At 66.2% G+C, this 24,492-nt stretch carries 25 protein-coding genes and 1 pseudogene; 17 read left to right on the top strand and 9 right to left on the bottom strand.

Annotated features, from left to right (window positions below):
• Window positions 1-226 precede the first annotated feature (226 nt).
• The 6 genes from rho (at window position 227) to JNK84_RS22125 (ending at window position 7,319) form a co-directional block, all read left to right on the top strand.
• Entirely contained in the window at window positions 227-1,492 is a 1,266-nt protein-coding gene (gene rho / locus JNK84_RS22150; RefSeq protein ID WP_293428333.1) for a transcription termination factor Rho, read from the top strand.
• Between the two features lie 46 nt (window positions 1,493-1,538).
• On the top strand, window positions 1,539-2,870 hold the full coding sequence (gene mnmE, locus JNK84_RS22145; protein WP_293428331.1) for a tRNA uridine-5-carboxymethylaminomethyl(34) synthesis GTPase MnmE: 1,332 nt from the start codon (window positions 1,539-1,541) through the stop codon (window positions 2,868-2,870).
• A 125-nt stretch (window positions 2,871-2,995) separates the two neighbouring features.
• Window positions 2,996-4,873 carry a tRNA uridine-5-carboxymethylaminomethyl(34) synthesis enzyme MnmG gene (gene mnmG, locus JNK84_RS22140; RefSeq protein ID WP_293428329.1) on the top strand — a complete coding sequence of 626 codons (1,878 nt, stop codon included), beginning with the start codon at window positions 2,996-2,998 and terminating at the stop codon, window positions 4,871-4,873.
• Window positions 4,866-5,528 (top strand): 16S rRNA (guanine(527)-N(7))-methyltransferase RsmG, encoded by a 663-nt coding sequence (gene rsmG, locus JNK84_RS22135; protein ID WP_293428327.1) that lies wholly within the window; start codon window positions 4,866-4,868, stop codon window positions 5,526-5,528. Before mnmG ends, rsmG begins: the two co-directional genes overlap by 8 nt.
• Window positions 5,529-5,559: 31 nt before the next feature.
• Window positions 5,560-6,366: a ParA family protein gene (locus tag JNK84_RS22130; RefSeq protein ID WP_293428386.1), complete on the top strand. Its 807-nt coding sequence runs from the start codon at window positions 5,560-5,562 to the stop codon at window positions 6,364-6,366.
• Window positions 6,367-6,440: 74 nt separating this feature from the next.
• Window positions 6,441-7,319 carry a ParB/RepB/Spo0J family partition protein gene (locus JNK84_RS22125; protein WP_293428325.1) on the top strand — a complete coding sequence of 293 codons (879 nt, stop codon included), beginning with the start codon at window positions 6,441-6,443 and terminating at the stop codon, window positions 7,317-7,319.
• Window positions 7,320-7,405: 86 nt separating this feature from the next.
• Here the strand turns inward: JNK84_RS22125 and holA are convergent, their stop codons facing one another.
• From holA to leuS, 3 genes are read right to left on the bottom strand one after another with little or no spacing between them, the layout of a single operon-like run.
• On the bottom strand, window positions 7,406-8,440 hold the full coding sequence (gene holA / locus JNK84_RS22120; protein ID WP_293428323.1) for a DNA polymerase III subunit delta: 1,035 nt from the start codon (window positions 8,438-8,440) through the stop codon (window positions 7,406-7,408).
• Window positions 8,441-8,443: 3 nt separating this feature from the next.
• Window positions 8,444-8,971 (bottom strand): hypothetical protein, encoded by a 528-nt coding sequence (locus JNK84_RS22115; RefSeq protein ID WP_293428321.1) that lies wholly within the window; start codon window positions 8,969-8,971, stop codon window positions 8,444-8,446.
• A 1-nt stretch (window position 8,972) separates the two neighbouring features.
• Entirely contained in the window at window positions 8,973-11,600 is a 2,628-nt protein-coding gene (gene leuS, locus JNK84_RS22110; protein WP_293428319.1) for a leucine--tRNA ligase, read from the bottom strand.
• Window positions 11,601-11,782: 182 nt separating this feature from the next.
• Between leuS and JNK84_RS22105 the strand changes: the two genes are divergently transcribed.
• Together JNK84_RS22105 and JNK84_RS22100 are read left to right on the top strand one after the other, a co-directional pair.
• A complete protein-coding gene (locus tag JNK84_RS22105) occupies window positions 11,783-12,454 on the top strand; it encodes a YggS family pyridoxal phosphate-dependent enzyme (protein ID WP_293428317.1) in 672 nt (223 codons plus the stop codon).
• Window positions 12,455-12,463: 9 nt separating this feature from the next.
• Window positions 12,464-13,375, top strand: coding sequence for an MBL fold metallo-hydrolase (locus JNK84_RS22100; protein ID WP_293428315.1), 912 nt, complete (start codon window positions 12,464-12,466; stop codon window positions 13,373-13,375).
• Window positions 13,376-13,378: 3 nt separating this feature from the next.
• Here the strand turns inward: JNK84_RS22100 and JNK84_RS22095 are convergent, their stop codons facing one another.
• The 5 genes from JNK84_RS22095 to soxA all read right to left on the bottom strand — a co-directional run bounded on the left by JNK84_RS22095 (window position 13,379) and on the right by soxA (window position 16,827).
• On the bottom strand, window positions 13,379-14,482 hold the full coding sequence (locus tag JNK84_RS22095) for a YeeE/YedE family protein (protein ID WP_293428313.1): 1,104 nt from the start codon (window positions 14,480-14,482) through the stop codon (window positions 13,379-13,381).
• A 48-nt stretch (window positions 14,483-14,530) separates the two neighbouring features.
• Window positions 14,531-14,905, bottom strand: a complete 375-nt coding sequence (locus JNK84_RS22090) for an ArsR/SmtB family transcription factor (RefSeq protein ID WP_293428311.1) — start codon at window positions 14,903-14,905, stop codon at window positions 14,531-14,533.
• Entirely contained in the window at window positions 14,905-15,231 is a 327-nt protein-coding gene (locus JNK84_RS22085; protein ID WP_367272382.1) for a thioredoxin fold domain-containing protein, read from the bottom strand. Before JNK84_RS22085 ends, JNK84_RS22090 begins: the two co-directional genes overlap by 1 nt.
• Window positions 15,232-15,367: 136 nt before the next feature.
• The gene (gene soxX, locus JNK84_RS22080) at window positions 15,368-15,985 is read right to left on the bottom strand and encodes a sulfur oxidation c-type cytochrome SoxX (RefSeq protein WP_293428307.1); all 618 of its coding nucleotides are present in this window, start codon (window positions 15,983-15,985) and stop codon (window positions 15,368-15,370) included.
• A gap of 11 nt (window positions 15,986-15,996) precedes the next feature.
• Window positions 15,997-16,827, bottom strand: a complete 831-nt coding sequence (gene soxA, locus JNK84_RS22075) for a sulfur oxidation c-type cytochrome SoxA (protein ID WP_441343288.1) — start codon at window positions 16,825-16,827, stop codon at window positions 15,997-15,999.
• Between the two features lie 196 nt (window positions 16,828-17,023).
• Between soxA and soxY the strand changes: the two genes are divergently transcribed.
• The 9 genes from soxY (at window position 17,024) to JNK84_RS22030 (ending at window position 24,348) form a co-directional block, all read left to right on the top strand.
• Complete coding sequence (soxY, locus tag JNK84_RS22070) at window positions 17,024-17,488, top strand: thiosulfate oxidation carrier protein SoxY (protein WP_293428305.1); 465 nt, start codon at window positions 17,024-17,026, stop codon at window positions 17,486-17,488.
• A 15-nt stretch (window positions 17,489-17,503) separates the two neighbouring features.
• On the top strand, window positions 17,504-17,833 hold the full coding sequence (gene soxZ / locus JNK84_RS22065) for a thiosulfate oxidation carrier complex protein SoxZ (RefSeq protein WP_293428303.1): 330 nt from the start codon (window positions 17,504-17,506) through the stop codon (window positions 17,831-17,833).
• A gap of 63 nt (window positions 17,834-17,896) precedes the next feature.
• Entirely contained in the window at window positions 17,897-19,594 is a 1,698-nt protein-coding gene (gene soxB / locus JNK84_RS22060; RefSeq protein WP_293428301.1) for a thiosulfohydrolase SoxB, read from the top strand.
• Window positions 19,595-19,623: 29 nt separating this feature from the next.
• Window positions 19,624-20,901: a sulfite dehydrogenase gene (soxC, locus tag JNK84_RS22055; RefSeq protein ID WP_293428299.1), complete on the top strand. Its 1,278-nt coding sequence runs from the start codon at window positions 19,624-19,626 to the stop codon at window positions 20,899-20,901.
• Entirely contained in the window at window positions 20,885-21,595 is a 711-nt protein-coding gene (locus JNK84_RS22050; RefSeq protein WP_293428297.1) for a c-type cytochrome, read from the top strand. Before soxC ends, JNK84_RS22050 begins: the two co-directional genes overlap by 17 nt.
• Entirely contained in the window at window positions 21,592-21,918 is a 327-nt protein-coding gene (locus JNK84_RS22045; protein ID WP_293428295.1) for a c-type cytochrome, read from the top strand. The genes JNK84_RS22050 and JNK84_RS22045 overlap by 4 nt, the downstream gene beginning before the upstream one ends.
• Before the next feature lie 37 nt (window positions 21,919-21,955).
• A complete protein-coding gene (locus tag JNK84_RS22040) occupies window positions 21,956-22,486 on the top strand; it encodes a DsrE family protein (RefSeq protein WP_293428293.1) in 531 nt (176 codons plus the stop codon).
• A 26-nt stretch (window positions 22,487-22,512) separates the two neighbouring features.
• A complete protein-coding gene (locus tag JNK84_RS22035; RefSeq protein WP_293428291.1) occupies window positions 22,513-23,787 on the top strand; it encodes an NAD(P)/FAD-dependent oxidoreductase in 1,275 nt (424 codons plus the stop codon).
• A 111-nt stretch (window positions 23,788-23,898) separates the two neighbouring features.
• On the top strand, window positions 23,899-24,348 hold the full coding sequence (locus JNK84_RS22030; RefSeq protein ID WP_293428290.1) for a c-type cytochrome: 450 nt from the start codon (window positions 23,899-23,901) through the stop codon (window positions 24,346-24,348).
• A 19-nt stretch (window positions 24,349-24,367) separates the two neighbouring features.
• Here JNK84_RS22030 and JNK84_RS22025 read toward each other — a convergent pair.
• A pseudogene (locus JNK84_RS22025) lies at window positions 24,368-24,492 on the bottom strand (IS5/IS1182 family transposase); the annotation flags it as partial.

Below are 24,492 nucleotides of genomic sequence, written 5' to 3'. Positions count from 1 at the left end.
CGGGCGGGGCTTGCATTCGCCACGCCTGAAGCCTATTCAGAAGGCCCTCCCAACGCAGACAGGACCGAGGGCAACGGCGCCGGCAGCGCGCGGTTCGACGGTCCGGACAGGGACACCCAGATCCCGTCCTCACGATCTGCGAGTTCAGTTCCCCGCACGTCCGCGCGTGGCTTCGTTCTCGCGAAAGCTTCGCGCACCCGGCCGTTTCCAGAGCTTTGCGGTTCCGATGCAGCAGATCAAACTCCAGGACATCAAGTCGAAGTCGCCGACGGAACTCCTCGCTTTCGCCGAGGAATTGCAAGTCGAGAACGCGTCCACCCTGCGAAAGCAGGAGCTGATGTTCGCCTGCCTGAAGCAGCTTGCTGCGCAGGAAACCGACATCATTGGCGAAGGCGTTGTCGAAGTTCTTCAGGACGGGTTCGGATTTCTTCGCGCCCCTGACGCCAACTACCTTGCCGGTCCGGACGACATCTACGTGTCGCCTTCGCAGATCAGGCGCTTCGGCCTTCGGACCGGCGATACGGTCGAGGGCCAGATTCGTTCGCCGAAGGAAGGCGAGCGCTATTTCGCGCTGCTGAAGGTCAATCGGATCAATTTTGAAGAGCCGGAAAAGGCCCGTCACAAGGTCAATTTCGACAATCTGACGCCGCTCTACCCGAATCAGCGGCTGCGGATGGAGGTCGAGGATCCGACCAAGAAAGACTATTCCGCCCGGATCATGGATGTCGTGGTGCCGCTGGGCAAAGGCCAGCGCGCGCTGATCGTTGCCCCGCCGCGGACCGGCAAGACGGTGCTGCTGCAGAACATCGCGCAATCCATCACGCGCAATCACCCGGAGTGCTACCTGATCGTTCTTCTGATCGACGAGCGTCCGGAAGAAGTCACCGACATGCAGCGCTCGGTGAACGGCGAGGTCATCTCCTCCACCTTCGACGAGCCGGCGACGCGTCACGTCCAGGTCGCGGAGATGGTCATCGAGAAGGCGAAGCGCCTGGTCGAACACGGTCGCGACGTTGTCATCCTGCTGGATTCGATTACCCGCCTCGGCCGCGCCTACAACACCGTGGTTCCCTCCTCGGGCAAGGTTCTGACCGGCGGCGTCGACGCCAATGCCCTTCAGCGGCCGAAGCGCTTCTTCGGTGCGGCGCGCAATATCGAGGAGGGCGGCTCGCTGACGATCATCGCGACGGCGCTCATCGATACGGGCAGCCGCATGGACGAGGTGATCTTCGAGGAATTCAAGGGCACCGGCAATTCCGAGATCATTCTCGACCGCAAGGTTGCGGACAAGCGGACCTTCCCTGCGATCGACATCACCCGGTCCGGCACCCGCAAGGAAGAGCTCCTGGTGGCGCCCGACATCCTCAAGAAGATGTATGTGCTGCGACGGATCCTCAACCCGATGGGTACGGTCGATGCCATCGAGTTCCTGCTCGACAAGCTGCGGCAGACCAAGGTCAATGGCGACTTCTTCGATTCGATGAACACCTGACCTGCGAAGGTCAGGCAGATCGATTCTGATCCGGAACGATAGGTTCATGGTCGCTTCATCCGACCATACCCGTCTTGGGCGAACGATTGTCGCGGTCGCGACACCGCCGGGGACGTCCGGTGTCGCGGTAATTCGGATTTCGGGCCCGGAAGCGGCCAATGTTCTGAAATCATTGGCGAATAGGCTTCCGTCCGCGCGCGAGGCGTCGCTTGTCGTTCTGACGGACCCGGCATCCGGCCAGCCGCTCGATCGCGCCCTCGCCCTCTGGTTTCCCACTCCTGCAAGTTTTACCGGCGAGGATGTCGTGGAACTCCAGGTCCATGGCGGACGCGCCGTGGTGGCGGCAGTGCTGGGGGCATCGCTCGCCGTGCCGGGCGTTCGGCCGGCGGAGCCCGGCGAATTCACCCGGAGGGCGTTCGAGAATGGCAAGCTGGATCTTGCCGCGGTCGAGGGTCTCGGGGATTTGCTGCAGGCCGAGACCGAGAGCCAGCGCCGGCAGGCCTATGCGCAGTATAGCGGCGCCTTGTCGGGTGCGGTTGCCACGGTCCGCGATGGACTTGTGAGTGTCCTCGCGCTGGTGGAAGCAAGCATCGACTTTCCCGACGAGGGCGACGTCGAGAGCGGCGTTCTCGCGGAGGCTCGGCAGCGGTTGCGCGATCTCGACCGACAGATCGGGAGGCTGATCGAGGATGGCCGGCGCGGGGAGCGGATTCGCGATGGCGTGACGATCGCCATTGCCGGGCCGCCCAATGCCGGCAAGTCGACCTTGCTCAACGTGCTCGCGCGCCGTGACGCTGCCATCGTCTCGTCGATCCCGGGGACGACGCGTGATGCCATCGAGGTTCACCTCGACCTTGGCGGTGTCGCGGTCACGCTGGTCGATACGGCCGGGCTTCGCGACAGCAGCGATCCCGTCGAGCAAGAGGGTATCGCGCGTGCGCGCCGCCGTTTGGAAGCCGCCGACCTTGTGCTCTGGCTGGAGGCTGATCCTGCCGCCGCGACCCCGGAAGGTCGTGCAAAGGTCTGGTTGATTCGGAGCCAGATCGATCGGGCGGCTGGTGGCAGCGGTGCACGCCACGCGATTTCGGCTGTTACCGGACGGGGCATGGACGCGTTCGTTGCTGATCTCACCGCGTTTGCGGCTGATGCTGCAGGCGGAGAACCGGCCATTCTCGTGCGCGAGCGGCATCGCTTGGCGATCGGTGAGGTTCGGGAACATATTGCCGCCGGGCTGACAGCGGGGGATTGGGAGGCGAACTCCGAGCTCATCGCGGAGCAGCTCAGGCTGGCGCTGGGCGCGCTGGGGCGGCTAACGGGTCGAGTCGGTTCCGAAGCAATTCTTGACGAGCTGTTCTCGGCCTTCTGCATCGGGAAGTAGGGTCGCGCCCGAGCGGTGTTTCACGTGAAACATGCCGATTCGGTTCCGCAACGGCTTCCGGGCGCTGCTCGGCTTTGACGCAGGCCCGCAGCTTGATTAGGACGAGGTTCGAGAGGCGCATATTCATGGACCAGCGCGCGCGATCCTACGATGTGATTGTCATTGGCGGCGGCCATGCCGGCTGCGAGGCTGCGGCCGCGGCTGCGCGCATGGGCGCGCGCGCGGCGCTGCTGACGCATCGCTTCGACACGATCGGCGCCATGTCCTGCAATCCGGCTATCGGTGGATTGGGCAAGGGTCACCTGGTGCGCGAGGTGGACGCGCTCGATGGCCTGATGGGTCGGGCGGCGGATGCGGCGGGTATCCAGTTCCGGCTGCTGAACCGACGCAAGGGGCCGGCGGTGCGCGGCCCCCGAACCCAGGCGGATCGCCGGCTCTATGCTGCGGCGATGCAGGGCTTTATCCGCGAGGAAGCCGACCTCGATGTAATCGAGAGCGAGGCCGCCGGTCTGCGCATTGAACGCGAGCGCATCTCCTCGGTCGATCTTGCCGATGGCGGCGAGCTTCGCTGCGGGGCCGTGGTGATCGCGACGGGAACGTTTCTGCGCGGACTCATTCATGTCGGCGCCAAGAACTGGCCCGCCGGCCGGGCCGGAGACCGGGCGAGTGTCGCGCTGGCCGAGAGCCTGATGCGTCACGGCTTTTCCCTCGGCCGGCTGAAGACTGGGACTCCCGCCCGACTGGACGGTCGCACGATCCGCTGGGACGAGGTCGAGATGCAGCCGGCCGATTCGGAACCGGAACTTTTTTCGACTCTGTCAGACGTTATTGTGAACCGGCAGATTGAGTGCGGCATCACGCGGACGACGGCGGAAACCCACCGCATCATCGAGGAAAACCTGTCGCGCTCGGCCATGTATGGCGGCCGGATCGAAGGGGTGGGGCCGCGCTATTGCCCGTCGATCGAGGACAAGGTGGTGCGGTTCGCGGATCGGGACAGTCACCAGATATTTCTCGAGCCGGAGGGGCTCGACGACCCCTCCGTTTATCCGAACGGATTGTCGACCTCATTGCCCGAGGACGTGCAGCTGGCATTCCTGCGCACGCTTCCAGGCCTCGGGAGTGTCGGGATCCTCCGCTATGGCTATGCGATCGAGTACGACCATATCGACCCTCGGGAGCTGACGCCTGGCCTGGAGACCAGGCGCGTGCAGGGACTGTTCCTCGCGGGGCAGATCAATGGCACGACAGGCTATGAGGAAGCGGCGGCACAGGGTCTTCTTGCCGGCATCAATGCCGCGCGCCGTGCCGCGGGCAGCGATTCCATCGGGTTTGGCCGGGATGAGGCCTATCTGGGCGTGATGGTCGATGACCTGACCACGCGCGGGGTCTCCGAGCCCTACCGCATGTTTACCTCGCGCGCGGAGTTCCGTCTTTCGCTGCGGGCGGACAACGCGGATCAACGGCTGACGGCGCGCGGCGAGGCGCTCGGCTGCATTGGATCGGAGCGGTCGATTCGGTTCCGATCCAAGATGACTGCCATCCAGTCGGCGCGGTGTCGGCTGGAGGAGCTGTCGCTGACGCCCAATCAGGCGCAAGCCAAGGGCATCGCGGTCAACCTCGACGGCATCAGGCGCTCCGCATTCGAGCTTCTGTCCAGGCCGGATGTGAACTGGGCCGATCTCTGCCGGGCATGGCCTGATCTGGCCGCGCTTGACCCGCGGATCGGCGAGCAGATCGAGATCGATGCGCACTACTCGGTCTATCTCGATCGGCAGAGGGCGGAGGCCGAGGCTTATCGTCAGGACGAGGCGCTGCCGCTGCCGCCGGATTGGGACTATGCCGCCATACCCGGACTATCGAATGAGATTCGCGCACGGCTGGAGCGGCACCGGCCCGCGACGCTTGGTCAGGCGGCGCGCCTGGAAGGCATGACCCCCTCCGCGTTGACACTGCTTTCCATCTGGGCCCGGCGCAGCGCGGCATTGGTCAGCAATGGCTGAGACCGGGAATCTGGATGCGGCCTTTGCCGCGGCGAAGCTGGCCGGCGTGAGCGTTTCACGTGAAACAGCCGGGCGGCTCGCGCTCTATGTGGCTCTGTTGCGCAAGTGGAACCCGGTCAAGAACCTCGTCGCCGCCTCGACGCTCGATGAGATCTGGACGCGTCATATCGCCGATAGCCTCCAGCTCCTGCTTCATGCGCCGACGGCCCGGGTCTGGGTCGATCTTGGCTCTGGCGGTGGTCTGCCCGCGCTGGTGATCGCCGCTGCGCTCGCAGATATTCCGGGCGCGTCGGTGCACTGCGTCGAAAGCAAGCTCGGCAAGGCAGCGTTTCTGCGCGAGGCAGCGCGCCAGATGCGCGTCCCGGTGACGGTGCATGCCGATCGGATCGAGACTGTGATCGGGCGCTGGCCAACCTCGATCAAGCCTGATGTCGTGAGCGCAAGGGCGCTCGCGGCACTGCCCAAACTCCTCTCGCTCGCAAGTCCCCTGTTGAAAACCGGAGCCGTCGGTCTCTTTCCCAAGGGACAAGATGTTGGGTCTGAATTGACCGAGGCCGCTAAATATTGGAAGCTTGACTACATCACGGTGCCGAGCGCGACGGACAGATCCGGCCATATCGTCACCATCCGGTCAGCGGTTTTTCTCCCAACCTGATCCCACGAACGTCGGGCGGTTCGTCATGGCGATGCTATCCTCGTCTCTTTCATCGGCTGGCCCGCGTGTGCTGGCGCTCGCCAACCAGAAGGGTGGCGTCGGCAAGACAACGACCGCCATCAATCTGGGGACGGCGCTGGCGGCCATCGGCGAGCGCGTGCTGATCCTCGATCTCGATCCGCAAGGCAATGCATCGACCGGTCTCGGCATCGATCGCCGCTCGCGCCAGAGCTCGACCTACAATGTTCTCGTCGGCGATCGGACCTTGTCCGAAACGATCCGTGAGACATCGGTCCCCCGGCTGTTCATAGCGCCCTCGACCATGGATTTGTCCGGCGTCGAGTTGGAGATTGCCGGGGAGCGCGACCGCGCCTTCCGTCTGCGAAAGGCGATCGATAGCCTGCGCGGCGATTACAGCTACGTTTTGATCGACTGCCCCCCTTCGCTGAATCTCCTGACGATCAATGCGATGTCGGCGGCCGATGCCATTCTCGTGCCGCTTCAGTGCGAGTTCTTCGCCCTTGAGGGCCTGTCGCAGCTGATCAAGACGGTCGAGCAGGTGAAGGCGACGCTCAACTCGCGCCTGACGATCCATGGCATCGTGCTAACCATGTACGACGCCCGAAACAATCTGTCGGCGCAGGTCGTCGACGACGTCCGCCAGTTCATGGGCGACAAGGTCTACCAGACGATCATTCCGCGGAACGTGCGGGTGTCGGAGGCGCCGAGCTACGGCAAGCCGGTGCTGCTCTACGATCTGAAGTGCGTGGGCAGCCAGGCTTATCTCCGGCTCGCCTCCGAAATCATCCAGCGCGAAAAGATGCTGCGGGCCGCGTGATGTCGGATTCGATTCGGACTCGAACCGAGCTCGGCTCGGAGATCATATCGCTTGCGTCGCGAAGGGATCAGTCAATGGCGGAAGAGGCGGGACGGTCGCGGCTCGGCCGTGGTTTGGCAGCCCTGATCGGGGATGTCGGAGAGGAAACGGCGTCGGTCGACCGCGTGCGGGCAAGCCGTCGCGTGCCAATCGAGTTTCTACGCGCCAATCCGCGCAATCCGCGGCGGGTGTTCAAGGACGAGGAGCTCCAGGAGCTGGCGGATTCGATCCGCGAGCGGGGCATCATCCAGCCGATCGTCGTTCGCACCGTTGCCGGAGCGGCGGATGCTTACGAGATCGTTGCCGGCGAGCGGCGCTGGCGGGCGGCTCAACGCGCCGGGCTGCACGAGGTGCCGATCCATCTGGTTGAGGTCGGCGACCGCGAGGCGCTGGAGCTCGCCATCATCGAGAACGTCCAGCGCGCCGATCTCAATCCGCTCGAGGAAGCGATGGGCTATCAGGAGCTGATCGAGCAGTTCGGCTATGCCCAGGGCGATCTCGCCAAGATCATCGGCAAAAGCCGCAGCCACGTCGCCAATACGCTGCGCCTGATGAAGCTGCCGGATTCGGTGCAGGGCATGCTGCGCGAGGGACAACTGACCGCCGGGCACGCGCGCGCGCTGCTGGCGCACGACCAGCCGGAACGACTGGCGTCGGAGATCATCGAGCGAGGCCTGAACGTCCGCCAGGTCGAGGCGCTGGCCCAGGAACAGGTCGAGAAGACCACGGGTCGTGTCGCCAAATCCCGCGACCGGGCCGAGAAGGACGCCGATACCAAGGCGCTGGAAAAGGCGCTCGGTGATTCGCTCGGCATGATCGTCAGCATCGACCATCGCGGTGCCGGCGGTGAGTTGCGGATCCGCTACAAGACGCTGGAGCAGCTGGACGATCTCTGCCAGCGCCTGCGCGGATAGGGCAAATCCGCCCGCCCAGGGCCGATTTTTCCGGATATTTTGCTATTCCGGAGACCTTGGCGCGTGCCCCGCGCGGGCATGCGCCGTCACCGTTTGCGGCCAGCCGCCGCTGCCAGAGCGATCGCCATCAAGGTGCGGCTGGTGATGGCCTGAGCCAGGTCGGCCTTGGCGCGCGTGTCGAACGTGGCTTCCGCGATGCGAATGATGAAGCGCTCCAACCGGTCGCTCGTCCAGAGCTGCAATTGGCGCTCGACGGCGGCCTTCCGGCTGAAATGCAGCGGCGGCTGGAAGCTGCCAAGCGCATTTGCCGCGGGCTGGCCGGATTCCACCGCCAGACGCGCCTTGTGCAGCATGGACAGATGCCGGCTCATTGTCGTCATGACCTGCGCGACGGGCACGTCGGCGGTCACCGCGCGCGCAAGCAGGCGCTCGAGCGCGGGCGCGAGGCCGCCAGCCGCCGCATCGACGATCTCGCTGACGCCGAGTTGCAGCGTTTCGCCGGCTACAGCCTCGACATCGGCGACGGTGATCCGTCCGGTGCCGTGGGCGTAAAGGCAAAGCTTGCGGATTTCGCCGCGCGAGGCCGCGCGGTCGCCGCCGAGCAATGAGACGAGAAGCGTCGTCGCTTCCGGTTCAACGGAAAGGCCGGCCGCCCGCGCCTCGTCGGCGACGAGACGCTTCAGGTCGCCCTCGTTGTCGGGATAGCAGGCAATGACGGCGGCATGCGCCGAGCGCTCAGCCTCGGTTCGCAACGGCGCGGTGCGCTTGAGATCGCCGGCCTCGATCAGTACGACGCTGTCTGATGGTGGCGAGCGCAGCACCTCGGCGACAGCGGGTCCGATCGGCTTCTCGCCAGCGCGCACCCAGACGAGGCGCTTGCCACCGAACATGCCGATCGTATGTGCTTCCTCCGCGAGCCGGCCCGGAGCCCCGGTCAGGCTGTCGCCGTCGATGCGGATGACCGAGAAGGGATCCTCCAGATCGGCGGCCGTCGCCTTGGCAACGGCCCGCGCGCGTTCGGATACGAGGCCGGCATCGGGTCCATAGATCAGGACGACGGGCCGCCTGGCGTCGGGGGCCGCGAGAAAGCGATCGATCTCCGGGCCCTTGAGGATCGCCACGGCCTATCTCGGCCGGGTCGCGTACCAGCCGGCAACCTGCGTGACGATCGTTTCCGCGAGCGACTTGGCGGCGCGCTCCTGCGCCTCGATGAGGGCCCGGTCGGAGGCGAGGCGTTGTGCCGTGCGGTCGAACGATGCTGTCGCGAAGGCCGAGCCGCGATGAATGGGCTGCGGCGCGCCGACCGGCGTGATCGTATAGTCGCCGATCAGCGTCACGGCCTGCGCCGAAGGCCGGCCGGCCGCCGTATTGAGCACCAGCGGCACCGTATCGACGCGCAGATTGACGCGCAGGATATGACTTGGCGCCGCCGCGCGACCGCCGCCGCCCTGCGTCAGGTAGATGAGCTCGTTGCGGAGCACGACGCCGTTGCGACCGCTGATTTCCGGGATATCGAGCTCCCGGAGCGACGCCTGGGCATTGCGCCCGCCCGAAACGACAGTCGGGTCGCCATAGAGCGGCGTGAAGCAGCCGCCGAGCAGCGCGGACAGGCCCGCGACGGACAGGCCGCGGATAACGGATCGACGTGACATCTCAGCCGACGACATTCACGATCCTCTGCGGAACGACGATGATCTTCCTGACCGGCCGGCCTTCGAGCGCCCTGGCGACGCCGTCGAGGGCCAGCGCCGCCGCCTCGATATCCTTTTGGGCCGCGCCGCGCGCGATCGTCAAGTCCGCGCGCTTCTTGCCGTTGACCTGTACCGGCAGGGTGATCGTGTCCTCGACGAGAATCGTCTGGTCGATGACCGGCCAGGGCTGTTCGGCGGCAAGGCCGCCATGGCCCAGCGCCGTCCAGCACTCTTCCGCGAGATGCGGCATCATCGGCGCGACCAGACGGACGAGAATGCTGCCCGCCTCCGACAGGGCGCTGACCATGTCTGGCGCGGCCGCCGCCTCGTTCCGCAGCCCGTCAAGCGCGCGGGCGAGCGCGTTGGACAGCGTATAGATATGGGCCACGCAGCGATTGAAGCCGAGCCGCTCGACATCGGCCTCGACGGCGGCGAGCGCCTGATGGGCGGCGCGGCGGACTGCGGTTGCCTCCTCGCCGAAGGCACCGTCACTGCCAGCGGCTCCCTTTGCGAAGCCGGCGATCTCGCCGACGATGCGCCAAAGGCGCTGCACGAAGCGGCTGGCGCCTTCGACGCCGGCCTCGGTCCAGATGACGTCGCGTTCGGGCGGCGAATCCGACAGCATGAACCAGCGGGCGGTGTCCGCGCCGTAGGTGTCGATAATGTCGTCGGGATCGACGACATTCTTCTTGGACTTCGACATCTTCTCGATCGAGCCGATCTCGACCGCGGCATTCGAGCCCTTGAGCACGGCGCGGCGCTGATCGCCCTCGCCGGCGATCGTCACCTCGGCTGGCGTCACATACTGGCCGTCCGGACCGCGGTAAGTCTCGTGGACGACCATGCCCTGCGTGAACAGTCCGCGGAACGGCTCCTCGACCGAGCCATGGCCGGTCGCTTTCATGGCGCGCGAGAAGAAGCGCGAATAGAGCAGGTGCAGAATCGCATGCTCGATGCCGCCGATATACTGATCGACGGGCAGCCAGGCGTCTGAGACGGCTGCATCGACCGGTGTATCGGTGCGCCAGGGGTCGGTGAAGCGGGCAAAATACCAGGACGAATCGACGAAAGTGTCCATCGTGTCCGTCTCGCGCCGCGCAGGCTTGCCGCAGGACGGGCAGGCGACATGCTTCCACGTCGGATGACGGTCGAGCGGGTTGCCGGGCTTCGAGAAATCGGCGTCTTCCGGCAGCAGGACGGGCAGGTCCGCATCCGGCACGGGCACGGAGCCGCAGGCTTCGCAGTGAATCACCGGAATCGGGCAGCCCCAGAAGCGCTGGCGGGAGATCAGCCAGTCACGCAGCCGGTAATTCACCTTGCGGGTCGCCACGGGCGCATTGCCAAGGCTGGTCGCCTCGAGGCGCTTCGCGACCTCCGCGAAGGCGGCCTCCGTGGTCATGCCGTTCAGGAAGCGCGAATTGATCATCACGCCATCGCCGTCGTGCGGAACGTCGGTCACCGTGAAATCGTCGCCGGCGTCGGCGGGACGCACGACCGTCGCGAAGGGCAAGCCGTACTTGTTGGCGAACTCCATGTCGCGGGCGTCGCCCGACGGGCAGCCGAAGATCGCGCCTGTGCCGTAGTCCATCAGGATGAAGTTGGCGACGTAGACTGGCACCTCCCACGACGGATCGAAGGGATGCACAGCTTTGATGCCGGTGTCGAAGCCGAGCTTCTCGGCCGTTTCCAGCGTCGCGACCGAGGTGCCCATCCGCCGGCATTCGTCGGAGAAGGCAGCAAGCGCAGGATTGGTCTCGGCGGCAGCCTTCGCCAGCGGATGGTCGGGGGCGATCGCCATGAACGCGGCGCCGAACAGCGTGTCCGGCCGCGTCGTGTAGATTTCGAGTTCAGAATGGCCGGCGGGTGCAGTGCCGTTCTTCAAAGCCCAGCGGACCAGAAGGCCCTCGGATCTGCCGATCCAGTTCTTCTGCATCAGCCGGACCTTGTCCGGCCAGCGGTCGAGCGTGTCGAGCGCCGACAGCAGCTCGTCGGAAAAGTCGGTGATCTTGAGGAACCACTGGGTCAGGTCGCGCTGTTCGACAAGCGCGCCGGAGCGCCAGCCGCGGCCATCGATGACCTGCTCGTTCGCAAGAACCGTCTGGTCGACCGGATCCCAGTTGACCTTGGCCGAGCGCCGCTCGGCGAGACCGGCGCGCATGAAGTCGGCGAACAGCTTCTGCTGGTGGCGATAATAGCTGGGGTCGCAGGTGGCGAGCTCGCGCGACCAGTCGAGCGACAAGCCCATGCTCTTCAGCTGCGCCTTCATCGTGGCGATGTTGGCATAGGTCCACTCCTTCGGGTGGACCTTGGAGGCCATGGCGGCATTCTCGGCCGGCAGGCCGAAGGCGTCCCAGCCCATCGGGTGCAGCACGTTGAAGCCCTTGGCGCGCTTGTAGCGCGCCACCACGTCGCCCATCGTGTAGTTGCGCACGTGGCCCATATGGATGCGCCCCGAGGGATAAGGAAACATCTCGAGGACGTAATATTTCGGCCGAGGATCGTCGTTCTTCGTCTCGAAGATCTTCTTCTCGTCCCAGACCGCGCGCCATTTCGGCTCGGCGGTACGGGCATTGTAGCGTTCAGTCGACATGATGGGCGGTTCGGCGGTCCGAAAAGGGGTGTTGAAAGCGAGCGCGGACAACACACGAAAGGTGTCGACGGGTCAAGGATTTGCCGGGCTTCGGTGGGCTGCCGCGCATCAGCGACCGGCGCGAAGGGTGGCTCGCGGCCGAGGCTCGTGATAGCCGGGAGGCCTGTTCGGGAGCCTCCAGCATGTCAGACGCCGTTTCCCGCCTCGCCGGGGTGAAAGACGCCATCGCCAAAGCCGAATCGGATGCGAAACGGCCTGCCGGTTCGGTCGCGCTCGTCGCCGTGTCGAAGACTTTTCCGGCCGAGGCGATCGAGCCGGTCCTGGCGGCCGGGCAGCGCGTCTTCGGCGAGAATTATGTGCAGGACGCCAAGGCCAAGTGGCCGGAGCTTCGACAGCGTTATCCCGATGCGCAGGTCCATATGATCGGGCCGCTGCAGTCGAACAAGGCAAAGGAGGCGATCGGGCTGTTCGACGTGATCGAGACGCTGGATCGCCCCTCGCTCGCCCGCGAACTGCAGAAGGAGATCCAGAAGGCTGGCGGGACGCGCGCGCCGCGCTTCCTGGTGCAGGTGAACACCGGCGCGGAGCCGCAGAAGGGGGGCGTCGTGCCCGAGGAGGCGGACGCCTTCGTCAAGGCCTGTCGCGAGCAGTATGGGCTCGCCGTCGAGGGGCTGATGTGCATTCCGCCTGCCGACGAGCCGCCCGCGCCGCACTTCGCGCTGCTGACGACGATCGCGCGGCGCAACGGCCTCAAGGTCATCTCCATGGGCATGAGTGCTGACTATCCCGTGGCCATTGCCATGGGCGCGACCCATGTCAGAGTGGGCAGCGCGATCTTCGGTTCGCGCGGATAGGAGGCGGCGATGGCTGGGCTATCGAGGCGAGCGGTTCTGGGCTCGGCTGCGGCGCTCGCTGTCGGCACGGGCGCTGCTTCGGCGCAGACCGCCACGGCAGCTTTCGGCTCGGCGAAGCTCTCCATCCTGTCCGACGGGTCGATCACGCTGCCGGGCACGTTCCTCGCACGCGCGGCTCCGCGCGCGGAGGTGGAAGCCCTCCTGACGGGCGCGGGCCTGCCGACCGATGTCGTGACCAACAGTCTCAACGTGCCGGCCGTGACAAAGGGCGATGAGGTCGTGATGTTCGACTGCGGCGCCGGCAAGAACTTCCTGCCGACGACAGGCGCGCTGCCGGACTCGATGAGCGCGGCGGGCATCGACCCGGCGAAGGTCAAGCATGTCCTGCTGACCCACGCCCACCCCGACCATCTCTGGGGGGCACTCGACGAGTTCGACACGCCGGCCTGCGCGAACGCAACCTATCACCTGTCGCAGGGCGAATGGGACTTCTGGTTCGCACCGGACGTGTTCTCCAAGCTCCCCGAGGACCGGCAGGCCTTTGCCGCCGGCGCGCAACGCGTGCTGAAGGCGCTGGAACCGCAGCTGAAGCGCTTCAAGCCCGGCGACGAGGTGATCCCGGGCGTCGCGGCCATCGACACGCCAGGCCATACGCCCGGTCACGTTTCCTTCGAGGTCAGGCTTGGCGGCGAGCCGTTCGTCATCGTCGGCGATGCCTTCACCCACCCGGTCGTGTCCTTTGCCCGGCCGGATTGGGCGACGGGCCTCGACCAGGAGGGCGACAGGGCCGCTGCGAGCCGTCGGCGGCTGATGGACAGGCTCGCCGCCGAGAAACTGCCGTTCACGGCCTATCATCTGCCGAAGGGCGGCATCGGCCGGGTCGAGATTGCCGGCAGCGCCTTCCGCTACGTGCCGGCCTGATGCCTATTCGGCTGGCTCGCGCTCATCGCGGGAGCGGCTGAACGCCGCGCGCAGCCAGTCGGTCAGCGAGCCCTCGACGAGAATGGCGATACCGATGCGGGCGCCAAGCACCATGCCGCCGACCGTGATCGGCCAGGAAATGGCGAGCAGCGAGCCGGCGGTCAGGCCCTGACCGATCGTGCACCCGCCCGCCAGGACGCCGCCGAGGCCCATCAGGACGGCGCCGAGCAGATGACGACGCATCTCGCGCTGATCGTCGAAAGCCTCCCAGCGGAATTCCCGCGCCCACAGGGCGGAGGTGCCGGCGCCGAGCGCGACGCCGAAGACGGTCATGACGCCAAAATCGAGCAGGCTGCCGTCATTGGCGACGAGACCGTAGAGGGCGCGCGCGACAGGTGCGACGAAGGTCAGGCTCTGGACGCGGATCTGGTCCGCGAAGGGATCGGCAAGGAGGCCGGTCGTGGCCCAGCCGGTCACGACGCCAAGTCCGAGAATGACCGCGGCGGTGACGAGGCGTGGCGAATGGCGCAGGCGCTGATCGCGGCCGGCGGCGACCAGAAGGAAGGCGGCGGCGGCCAGGCTCAGCGGCAGGGCGAGGCTCCACCCCGTGCCGGTGTCCACGATGTTCGGAATGCTGCCCGCGACGCCCTGTGGCATGGGCAAGGCAAGACGCTCGATCCCGTCGATGCGCAGGCCCGCAAGCGCGCCGCGGAGCGCCGCATAGGCTACCGCGCCGAAAACCATCAGCGTGACCAGCGCTCGCAGATCGCCGGTGCCGAGGCGTACGAGCGATCCGAAGGCGCAGGTGCCGACCAGCGCCATGCCGAGCCCGAACATGATCGCGCCGGCGAGCGCGCCTGCCAATGCGAAACGACTGGGGATGTAGGTGGTGGTCGTCGGGTCGAAACCGGCGAGAACGAGCGTCTGCGTGCCGAGAATGGCGATGCCGAGCGTCAGTCCGAATGCCTTCAGGCGGCGCCAGCTGCCGCCGACCAGCGCGTCCTCGACCGCGCCGAACGTGCAGAGCCGGGCGCGCTGGACCGTGAAGCCCGCCGCAAGGCCCACGGCAAGCCCGATCATGCCGACGGCAAGGGCCGGCAGACCCATCATCATTCCTCCCATCGGGGCTCGATTCGGCCCCGTTCCGCTCGTCGTTCAGGAGGCGGTCTTGGAGCCGCCCTTGCAGAAAATGTCGTAGATGACGCCGATCACCTGCCGGACATGCTCGTTGGCGAGGCTGTAATAGACGGTCTTGCCGTCGCGGCGGGTGGTGACGAGATCGTCGAAACGCAGGCGCGCGAGCTGCTGCGAGACGGTTGGCTGGCGCAGCGAGAGGATGTTCTCGAGTTCGCCGACGGAACGCTCCTTTTCGGCCAGCAGGCAGAGCAGCAGCAGGCGGCTCTCGTGGCTGAGCGCCTTCAGGAAGTCGCTGGCGTCACGCGCATTGCGCATCAGCGTCTCGAGCTCCGGCGAATGTTCTTCGCCGGACCGCAGCGCTTCCTCGACGGCCTTCGGGACGATGGCGGTCATCAGCCGGACCTTCCCCCGATCGGGGCGTTATGGGGCGCTGGCTCGCGGCCCTCGCGATGGTCGCGGACCATCTTGGTGAACAGGCCCCAGAACGTCGCCGCGTCGATATAGCCGATCAGCCGGCCGATTTCGCGGCCCTGATCGACCAGCACGAAGGTCGGCGTGAACCGGACCGGTGTCTTGAAGGCGATATCGCGGGGATGGCTCTCGCGGTCGAGATCGATCCGCCGAAGCGGGGCATATTCGCCTTCCTCCGAGCGGACATAGCCGGGGGCGACCTCGCGGTTCCAGCGGGCGCACCAGGGGCAGCCGGCGCGTTCGAACATGAGCAGCTCGGCTGCGCGCGCGCCGCCGGACGGCGCGAGCGACCCGATCAGGAGCAGGGCAAGAGCGAGGCGGCGGACATATTCCATAATCGATATATAACCTATCGACGAAGCCTAGTCAGCCGCGACCTGATGCTCACTGGTTCACGGGCGATTGCCGGTCGAACAGATAGGCGAGGACGTCCTTGATCTGGTCGATGGTCAGCACTTTCATCGCACCGAAGCGCGGCATGTTGGAACAGGCGACCGCAGCCTGCGAATTGTAGATCTTGATATAGGCGTCGCGGATCAGTTCGGGATCATAGTTCCGGTCCCGCCCATAGGCCGCCAGGCTCGGGCCGAGCGTGCCGTAGCTGACCTCCTTCGGGTCCATCTGGTGGCAGGCGAAGCAATTGCCGCCCGCCACCGTGCCGGCAGGATCGGAGAACTGCCCGCCGCGGCCGTTATTGGCGACCTGGAAGCCCTTGCGCCAGTCACCGAGGAAATTGCCGTCGGGCGGCAGGACGACGGTGGCGCGCTCACGCGCCTGGATGGCGTCGGCCTCCGCGGCCGAAACCTGGTTGCGGCGCTCGGTGCAGGCGCGTTGGGTGTCGTCGAGCCGGGCGCGCGCCTGCCATTCCGGCGATACGCGCGAGAACATGGCGCGCATCATCGTGTCGATGCGGGCGGCATCGGCCTGCGGCCGGTCCTGTGCGATGGCGGAGGTGGCGGCGATCAGCAGGCCACCGGCGAGGGCGAAACGAAAGAGCTTCATGGCCGCCTCGCTCAGCGCTTGATGGAGGGGACGTTGATCTCGCCGCCCGCCGCCTGTTGGTTGAGATACATGGTGAGCGCGGTCAGCCCGTCGGCGCCGTAGTTCGGCTCCGGCCAGCGCTGCTGGCGGAAGCAGTCCCAGAGACGATGCTGCATGGTACGCAGCGCGCTTTGCGAGACGCGGTAGGTCGGCCAGGAGCCCATCGTCTCCTGCGCGGCCTTGCCGGGCGTCGAGAAGTCGGGGAGGCCCTGCAGCCGAATCCGCTTGCCGGGCTCGGCATGGCAGGTTGCGCAGGAGAAATCCATGACGCCGGCGCGGCGGTAGAACATGGCCTCGCCCATGGCCAGCATCTCGCGCTCGCGAGGGTGCGTGGTCTGCGGCTGGATGGCCATGCCGTTCGACTTGTTGGCGATGAAGGCCACGAGATCCTCCATGTCGGAGGCGCGGCCCGGACCGGAGAAGCGGCGGCGAATCACATCGGCGGTGTCGAGGCCCTGAATCTTGTCCATGCACCAGAGCAGCCGCTGCTCGAGATCCATGACCTTGTCGGCATCGGCGAAGAAGCGCGGCAGCCTGGCGAAGGCGCCTTCGAGCTTGCCCGGCCCTTCACCAAGATCGCAGGTCTCCAGCGAGACATTCTTCGTGCCGCGGGCCTGACCCCACAGGGCCTCGCCGCGATCGACCGCGAGATAGCCGGGATTGGCCATGGGATCGTTGATCATGGCGCGATAGCGCTCTATCTCGCGCTCGCTGTCGTCCTGCGGCTGTGCGGTCACCCCCGCAATCCCCGCGCATGTGGCCGCCACGGCCGCCACGGCGAGGATCCACCCCATCCGGCGCATCGCAATCCTCCCTGTCATCCGTTCCGGTCGCCCTCTGCCGGGGCGATCCGCATGCGATCGTCTTTCGCGCTTTACATTCACGAAAAACGATATATCGATATGTCTAAGCGTGCAGTCGCAGAACTGCGCCGTCAAGAACAACATTGAACGGTTCCAGTGAAACGCGTTCAATGAGGGAAACATCAAGGAGGTCCCGATGGCGGGTCCACATGCTCCCCGCACGAGGCGCGCGGTTCTGCGCCTTGCGGCGCTGGCAGCCGCGGCAGCGGTGATCGGCCCGGATTTGGCGCGGGCCGACGCCAAGGCGGTCGAAGCCGAGCTCAAGAAACTGTTCGACGGCAAGACCATGGCCGAGGGCCGGGTGAAGCTCGACGTGCCGCAGATCGCCGAGAACGGCCTCGTCGTGCCGATCACGGTCGAGGTCGAGAGCCCGATGACCGAGCAGGATTATGTGAAGGCCGTGCACGTGTTCGCCGACGGCAATCCGCTGCCGGGCGTGCTGAGCTTCAGGTTCTCGCCCGCGGCCGGCCGCGCCTCGGCCTCGACCCGCATGCGCCTTGCCCAGACGCAGAACATCATCGCGGTCGCCGAAATGTCCAACGGCGCGCTGTTCACCACCAAGGCCGAGGTGAAAGTCACCATCGGCGGCTGCGGCGGCTGAGGGAGGTTTAGCGCCATGTCCACCAGACCGACCCCCCGCGTCCGCGTTCCCGGCAACATCAAGGCCGGCGATATCGTCGAGGTGAAGACGCTGATCTCGCACGAGATGGAAAGCGGCCAGCGCCGCGGTTCCGACGGCAAGCCGGTGCCGCGCAAGATCATCAACCGCTTCACCGCCACCTTCAACGGCAAGCCGGTTTTCGAGGCGGAATGGCACCCCGCCATCTCGGCCAATCCCTATCAGTCCTTCTTCTTCAAGCCGACCGAGAACGGCGAGCTGAAGATGGTCTGGAAGGACGATGACGGCGCCGAATACACCGCGACCAATCGGATCACGGTGAGCTAAGGGCTTTCCGGGCGGCGCGAAGGCGCGCCCGGACCGCATCCGCATCCAGAACAGGATATGACGATGATCTCGCGCAGGCATTTCCTGCAAGCGACGGCGGCTGCCCATGCGCTGAGCCTTGCCTCGGGGCTCGGGCCGCTCGGCCGCGCGGCCGCGCAGCAGCGGTTCACCGAAGCCGACATCCTGCGCTTCGAGCCAGTGGGACAGGTGACGATCCTGCACGTCACCGACATCCACGCCCAGCTGGTGCCGCTGCACTTCCGCGAGCCCTCGGTCAATCTCGGCGTCGGGGATGCCAAGGGCAAGCCACCACACCTGACCGACGCGGCCTTTCGCGCGCATTTCAGGATCGCCGCCGGTTCGGCGGATGCCTTCGCGTTAACCGCCGACGATTTCACGCAACTGGCGAAGACCTATGGCCGGATGGGGGGCATGGACCGCGTCGCCCGGCTGGTGAAGGCGGTGCGCGCCGAGCGCGGCGCCGACAAGGTGCTGCTGCTCGATGGCGGCGACACCTGGCAGGGTTCCTGGACCTCGCTGAAGTCCAAGGGTCAGGACATGGCCGGCGTCATGGAAGCGCTCGGCACCGATGCGATGGCCTCGCACTGGGAGTTCACCTATGGCGAGGAGCGGGTCAAGGAGCTCGCCGAGAAATCGAAGGTCGCTTTCCTCGCGCAGAACATCCGCGACAACGAATGGCAGGAGCCGGTCTTCGCGCCGCGCAAGATGTTCGAGAAGGGCGGCGCGAGGATCGCCGTCATCGGCCAGGCCTTTCCGCGCACCCCCATCGCCAATCCACGCTGGATGATTCCGAAATGGGAGTTCGGCCTGCGCGAGGATGACGTTCAGAAGCAGGTCGAGGAAGCGCGCGCCGAGGGCGCCGATGTCGTCGTGCTGCTGTCGCACAATGGCTACGATGTCGATGCCAAGCTCGCGAGCCGCGTGAAGGGCATCGATGTCATTCTCACGGCCCATACACATGACGCCATGCCGGGCGCGGAGCGGGTCGGCGATACTCTGCTCATCGCCTCCGGTTCGCACGGCAAGTTCGTGTCGCGGCTCGATCTCGACATTCGCGCCAAGAAGATCGCCGGCTTCCGCTACAAGCTGATGCCGGTCTTCTCGGACGCCATCGTGCCGGATCCTGCGGTGAAGACGTTGATCGATACGATCCGCGCGCCGTTTGCCGCGGAACTGTCACGCGAGGTCGGTCGCACGGACAGCCTTCTGTACCGGCGCGGCAATTTCAACGGCACGTTCGACGACCTGATCGCGCAGGCCATGCTGGCGGAGCGCGACGCAGAGATCGCGCTATCGCCGGGCTTCCGCTGGGGCGGCACGCTGTTGCCGGGCGACCCGATCACTTTCGAGGCCATCTCCAACGCCACCGCGATCACCTATCCGGCATGCTACCGGATGCAGATGACCGGCGCGCAGCTCAAGGAGATCCTCGAGGATGTCGCCGACAATATTTTCCACCCGGATCCGTATTTTCAGGGCGGTGGCGACATGGTGCGCGTCGGCGGCGTCGGGTACGCGATCGACGTCTCGGCATCGATGGGCAGCCGGATATCCGGGCTGACGCTGCTCAAGACCGGCCAGCCGCTGGAGGCATCGAAGGCCTACACCGTTGCGGGCTGGGCCAGCGTCAACGAAGCGACGCAGGGGCCGCCGATCTGGGAGATCGTGCAAGCCCATGTGGCGCGCCAGAAGACCATCCGCATCGAGCCGAACACGGCGGTGAAGGTGACGGGCGCATGAGCAAAGCCCTTGATCCCAGGGAGGCTACCATGCCTCGCGAAATAGCGACGTTGAATCGGCGCGGCTTCCTTGCCGCAACGGGACTGGCCGGTGCCGGTGTGGTTGCCGGCACGCCGCGTGCCTCGGCGGCCCCGCCGGCCGCGCCCGAACCCCTGATCACCGACGTTCAGGACTGGGCGCGCACGCTCGGCGACGGCGTGCAGGCGCGGCCCTATGGCAGCCCCTCCCAGTTCGAGAAGCATGTCGTCCGGCGCGACGTGGAATGGCTGACCGCCAGCCGCGAATCCTCGGTCAACTTCACGCCGTTGCACGAGCTCGATGGCATCATCACGCCGTCGGGCCTGTGCTTCGAGCGGCATCACGGTGGAATTGCCGAAATCGACCCCGCCAAGCATCGCTTGATGATCAACGGTCTGGTCGACAAGCCGATGGTCTTCACCCTCGACGACCTCAAGCGCTTTCCCGGCCGGGTGAATCGCGCCTACTTCCTCGAATGCGCCGCCAATTCCGGCATGGAATGGCGCGGCGCGCAGCTCAACGGCTGCCAGTTCACCCATGGCATGGTTCACAATGTCTGGTATTCCGGCATCCCGCTGAAGAGCCTGCTGGACGAGGCCGGCCTCAGGACCAACGCCAAGTGGCTGCTCGCGGAAGGTGCCGATTCCTCCGGCATGACGCGGTCGATCCCGCTCGACAAGGCGCTGAAGGACTGCCTCGTCGTCTGGACGATGAACGGCGAGATGCTGCGCCCGGAGCAGGGTTATCCGCTGCGCCTCGTCGTGCCCGGCTGGGAAGGCAATATGTGGGTGAAGTGGCTGCGCCGGATCGAGGTCGGCGACCAGCCCTGGCACCATCGCGAGGAGACGTCGAAATATACCGACCTGCTCGCCGATGGTCGCTCGCGCCGCTTCACCTTCATCATGGACGCGAAATCCGTGGTGACGAATCCCTCGCCGCAGGCGCCCCTGAGGCACAAGGGGCCGAATGTGCTCACCGGCCTCGCCTGGTCGGGCCGTGGCGCGATCAAGCGTGTCGACGTGTCGCTCGATGGCGGCCGCAACTGGCGGACGGCGCGGATCGACGGGCCGGTCATGCCGCTGTCGTTGACGCGCTTCTACGTCGATTTCGACTGGAACGGCCAAGAGCTGATGATCCAGTCCCGCGCCATGGACGAGACCGGCTACGTGCAGCCGACCAAGGATGAGCTGCGCCGGGTGCGCGGCACCAACTCGATCTACCATAACAATGGCATCCAGACCTGGCTGGTGCGCCCGAACGGGGAGACCGAGAATGTCGAGGTCGGCTAAGCTTCTCGCCGCCGCCGCGATGCTCGCGATGGCCGGCGGTGCGACGATGGTTCTGGCGCAGCAGCGGCCGGCGCAGCCGCAGCGTCCCGCCGTGCAGGCGCCGGCCAAGACCGGCCTCGGTCGCGAGGCGCACCCGGCCGAGGTCGCCGCCTGGTCCATCGCTGTCCGCCCGGACGGCCAGGGCCTGCCGGCGGGGCGCGGCACGGTGAAGCAGGGCGAGGAAATCTACCAGACCCAGTGCGCGGCCTGCCATGGCGAATTCGGCGAAGGCGCTGGCCGCTGGCCGGTTCTGGCCGGCGGCCGGGGCTCGCTGACCGGCGAAAACCCGGAAAAGACCCTCGGCTCGTTCTGGCCCTATCTGTCGACGACCTTTGACTATGTCCGGCGGGCCATGCCCTATGGCAATGCGCAGTCGCTGTCGAACGACGAGGTCTACGCCCTGACCGCCTATCTCCTGTTCCTCAACGACGTCGTGCCGGAGACCTTCGAGCTGAGCCGCGAGAACTTCACCTCGGTGCGGCTGCCGAATGCCGGCGGCTTCTACGACGACGACCGCGAGACGACCGAACGCGCGTTCTGGCGGGCCAACCCCTGCATGACCAACTGCCGGCCCGGGCCGGCCCGCGTCACGGGTCGTGCCCGCGTCATCGATGTCACGCCGGGCGACCGGCCCGCCGGACCGAGGGTCGAATGACGGTTCGCCGGCGTTCCCCCGCGCTGGCGATTGCCATGCTGACCTGCGCGGCTCAGCCGGCATCGGCGCAGACGCGCGGCGATCGCACGCTCGGCGAATATCTGTCGTCGGAATGCGTCACCTGCCACCAGATCTCAGGCCGGCAGGATGGCGCGGTCCCGGCCATCGTCGGCTTGCCGGAAGACGCCTTCGTCGCCCTGATGGCAAGTTACAAGCGCCGCGAACGGGACAGCCAGATCATGCAGACTATTGCGGGACAGCTGTCGGAGGAGGAAGTTGCTGCACTCGCAGCCTATTTTGGAAGTCTCATCCCGCAACGTTAGTCCATTGTCGCGGCCGGCTGAAACAAGGAGACGCCGCATGTCCGACATCGACCGAAGGCTCCATCTCGACAGACGATTGCTTCTGGGCGGGCTGACGCTCGCCGCATCGGCTTCGGCCGCATCGGCGACGGGCGCGACCCCGGCGCTGTCGCTTGCCGAGCTGAAGAAGGAGGCGGATATCGCCTGCCTGTATCACTGCGACTTCGGCGAGACGCCGCGGTTCCAGCAGATGATCACCAATATCGGCAATCACTATTCCGCCCACGGCAATAATCCGCTGGAGTTGCAGCTCGCCATCGTCGCCCACGGCGCCGGCGTGAAGTTCTTCCTCGAAACGCTCGAGGGCACCCCGTGGCAGAATGACGCCGCCGCGCTCGGCGTCTTCGATCGGGTCACGGCGCAGGCCAGCAACGGCCTCAGGGTCCATCTCTGTGACATCACCTTCCAGCGGCTGAATCTCGACCGCGCCAAGGTCCGCAAGGCCGCGTTCATTTCCTTCGTCCCGTCGGGGGTCGCGACCGTCGCGGCCTTGCAAAGCAAGGGCTTCGCCTATCTGAAGGTGGGTTGAGGCGAAAGAACATCAGGAGGGACATCATGACATTCAATCGCAGACAGTTTCTGGCCACTTCGGCGGCTTTCGGCGCCACGGCGCTCCATGCCCCGGCCGTGCTCGGCCAGGCCAAGCCCCGCGTCGTCGTGGTCGGCGGCGGACCGGGCGGCGTGACGGCCGCCAAATACATCGCCAAGGACAGCGCCGGCGGCATCGACGTCGTCCTTGTGGAGCCGCAGCGGCAGTTCACCACCTGCTTCCACTCGAACCTCTATCTCGGCGGCTACCGCTCGTTCGAGTCGATCACTCACGGCTACGACAAGGTTTCGTCCGCCCACGGCTTCCGGATGAACCATCAGGCGGCCACGCGGGTCGATCGCGAGAAGAAGGAGGTCGTGCTCGCCGATGGTTCCCGCCTCGGCTACGACCGCCTCGTTCTCTCTCCGGGCATCGACCTGAAATATGACTCCGTCCCCGGTTGGGGTCGCGAGCACGAGGAGACCATGCCTCATGCCTGGCGCGCAGGTCCCCAGACGCAACTCCTGAAGGCGCGGCTCGATGCGGTGCCGGATGGCGGGGTGATCGTCATGATCGCGCCGCCCAATCCCTATCGCTGCCCGCCCGGCCCCTACGAGCGCGTGTCCATGATGGCGCACGCGCTGAAGGCGGCCGGCAAGACGCGCTCCAAGATCATCGTGCTGGACCCGAAGGAGAGCTTCTCCAAGCAGGGACTGTTCCAGGAAGGCTGGGAGAAGCACTATCCGGGCCTCGTCGAGTGGATCGGCCCGAAGGTGCATGACGGCATCAAGTCGGTGGACCCGAAGACCAACACGGTGGTCACGGGCTTCGAGACCTATTCGAACGCCGCGCTGGTCAACGTCATCCCGGCGCAATGGGCGGGCGCCATCGCGCGTGATGCGGGTCTTGCCAATGCCTCCGGTTATTGCCCGATCGATCCGGCGAGCATGAAATCGTCGGCCGACGCGAATATCTACGTGCTGGGCGATGCGTCGATCGCCGGCGACATGCCGAAATCCGGCTTCTCGGCCAACAGCCAGGCCAAGGTCGCGGCGCTGATGGTGCGCGGCGAGCTCGTGAATGCCCGCACGTTCCCGGCGCGCTATACCAATACCTGCTGGAGCCTCATCGAGACCGACGATACCGTGAAGGTCGGCGGCCGCTACGAGGCCAAGGACGGCAAGATCGCCGCCGTGGAGACCTTCATCTCCAAGACCGGCGAGGATGCCGCGCTGCGCAAGCAGACCCAGGAGGAGAATATGGGGTGGTATGCCGGCATCATCGCCGACATGTTCACCTGAGATACGGTGCCGGCGTTGGCGCGCCATGCTATAGCGCGGACGCCCCCGATCGTCGCGACCAATGCCGGGAGGCGGTGCGCCTCCCGGGGAATAGCCCGAAGGACATCATCGATGCGCATCGCCGTTTTCGCCGCCGCCATTCTCGGCCTGACCGCAGCAACCCCTCTCGTCCTCGCACAATCCCCGACACCGGCGCCGGCTGCTCCCGCCGCCGCGCCCGCGGCGGGCGATGCCGCCGCCGGTGAACGGGTCTTCGCCCAGTGCCGGGCATGCCATCAGGTCGGCGAAACCGCGCGCAATACCGTCGGGCCGCAGCTCAATGGCCTGTTCGGCCGTCAGGCCGGCTCTGTGCAGGGCTTCAACTACTCGCCGGCCTACAAGACGCCGGCGGTTGCCGAGAAGGTCTGGTCGGAGGAGAATTTCGCGACCTATATCCGCGATCCGCGCGCGGTCACTCCCGGCACGCGCATGGTGTTCGCGGGCCTTCGCAATGAAGGCCAGATCGCCAATCTCGTCGCCTATCTCAAGCAGTTCGCGGCAGACGGCAAGCGCACTCAGTAACGGCCGCTAGGGTCCGGACTCAATTGAGCCAGTATGCGGTTGTTGCGGCGATGAGGACGGTCGAGAGGTAGTTCCGGGCGAGCTTGTCGTAGCGGGTTGTGACGCGCCGGAAGTCCTTGAGCCTGCACCACATGCGTTCGACGC

The sequence above is a fragment of the Phreatobacter sp. genome, from assembly GCF_016793595.1.
Classification (GTDB): domain Bacteria; phylum Pseudomonadota; class Alphaproteobacteria; order Rhizobiales; family Phreatobacteraceae; genus Phreatobacter.
This window is presented reverse-complemented; position numbering and strand designations above follow the sequence as displayed.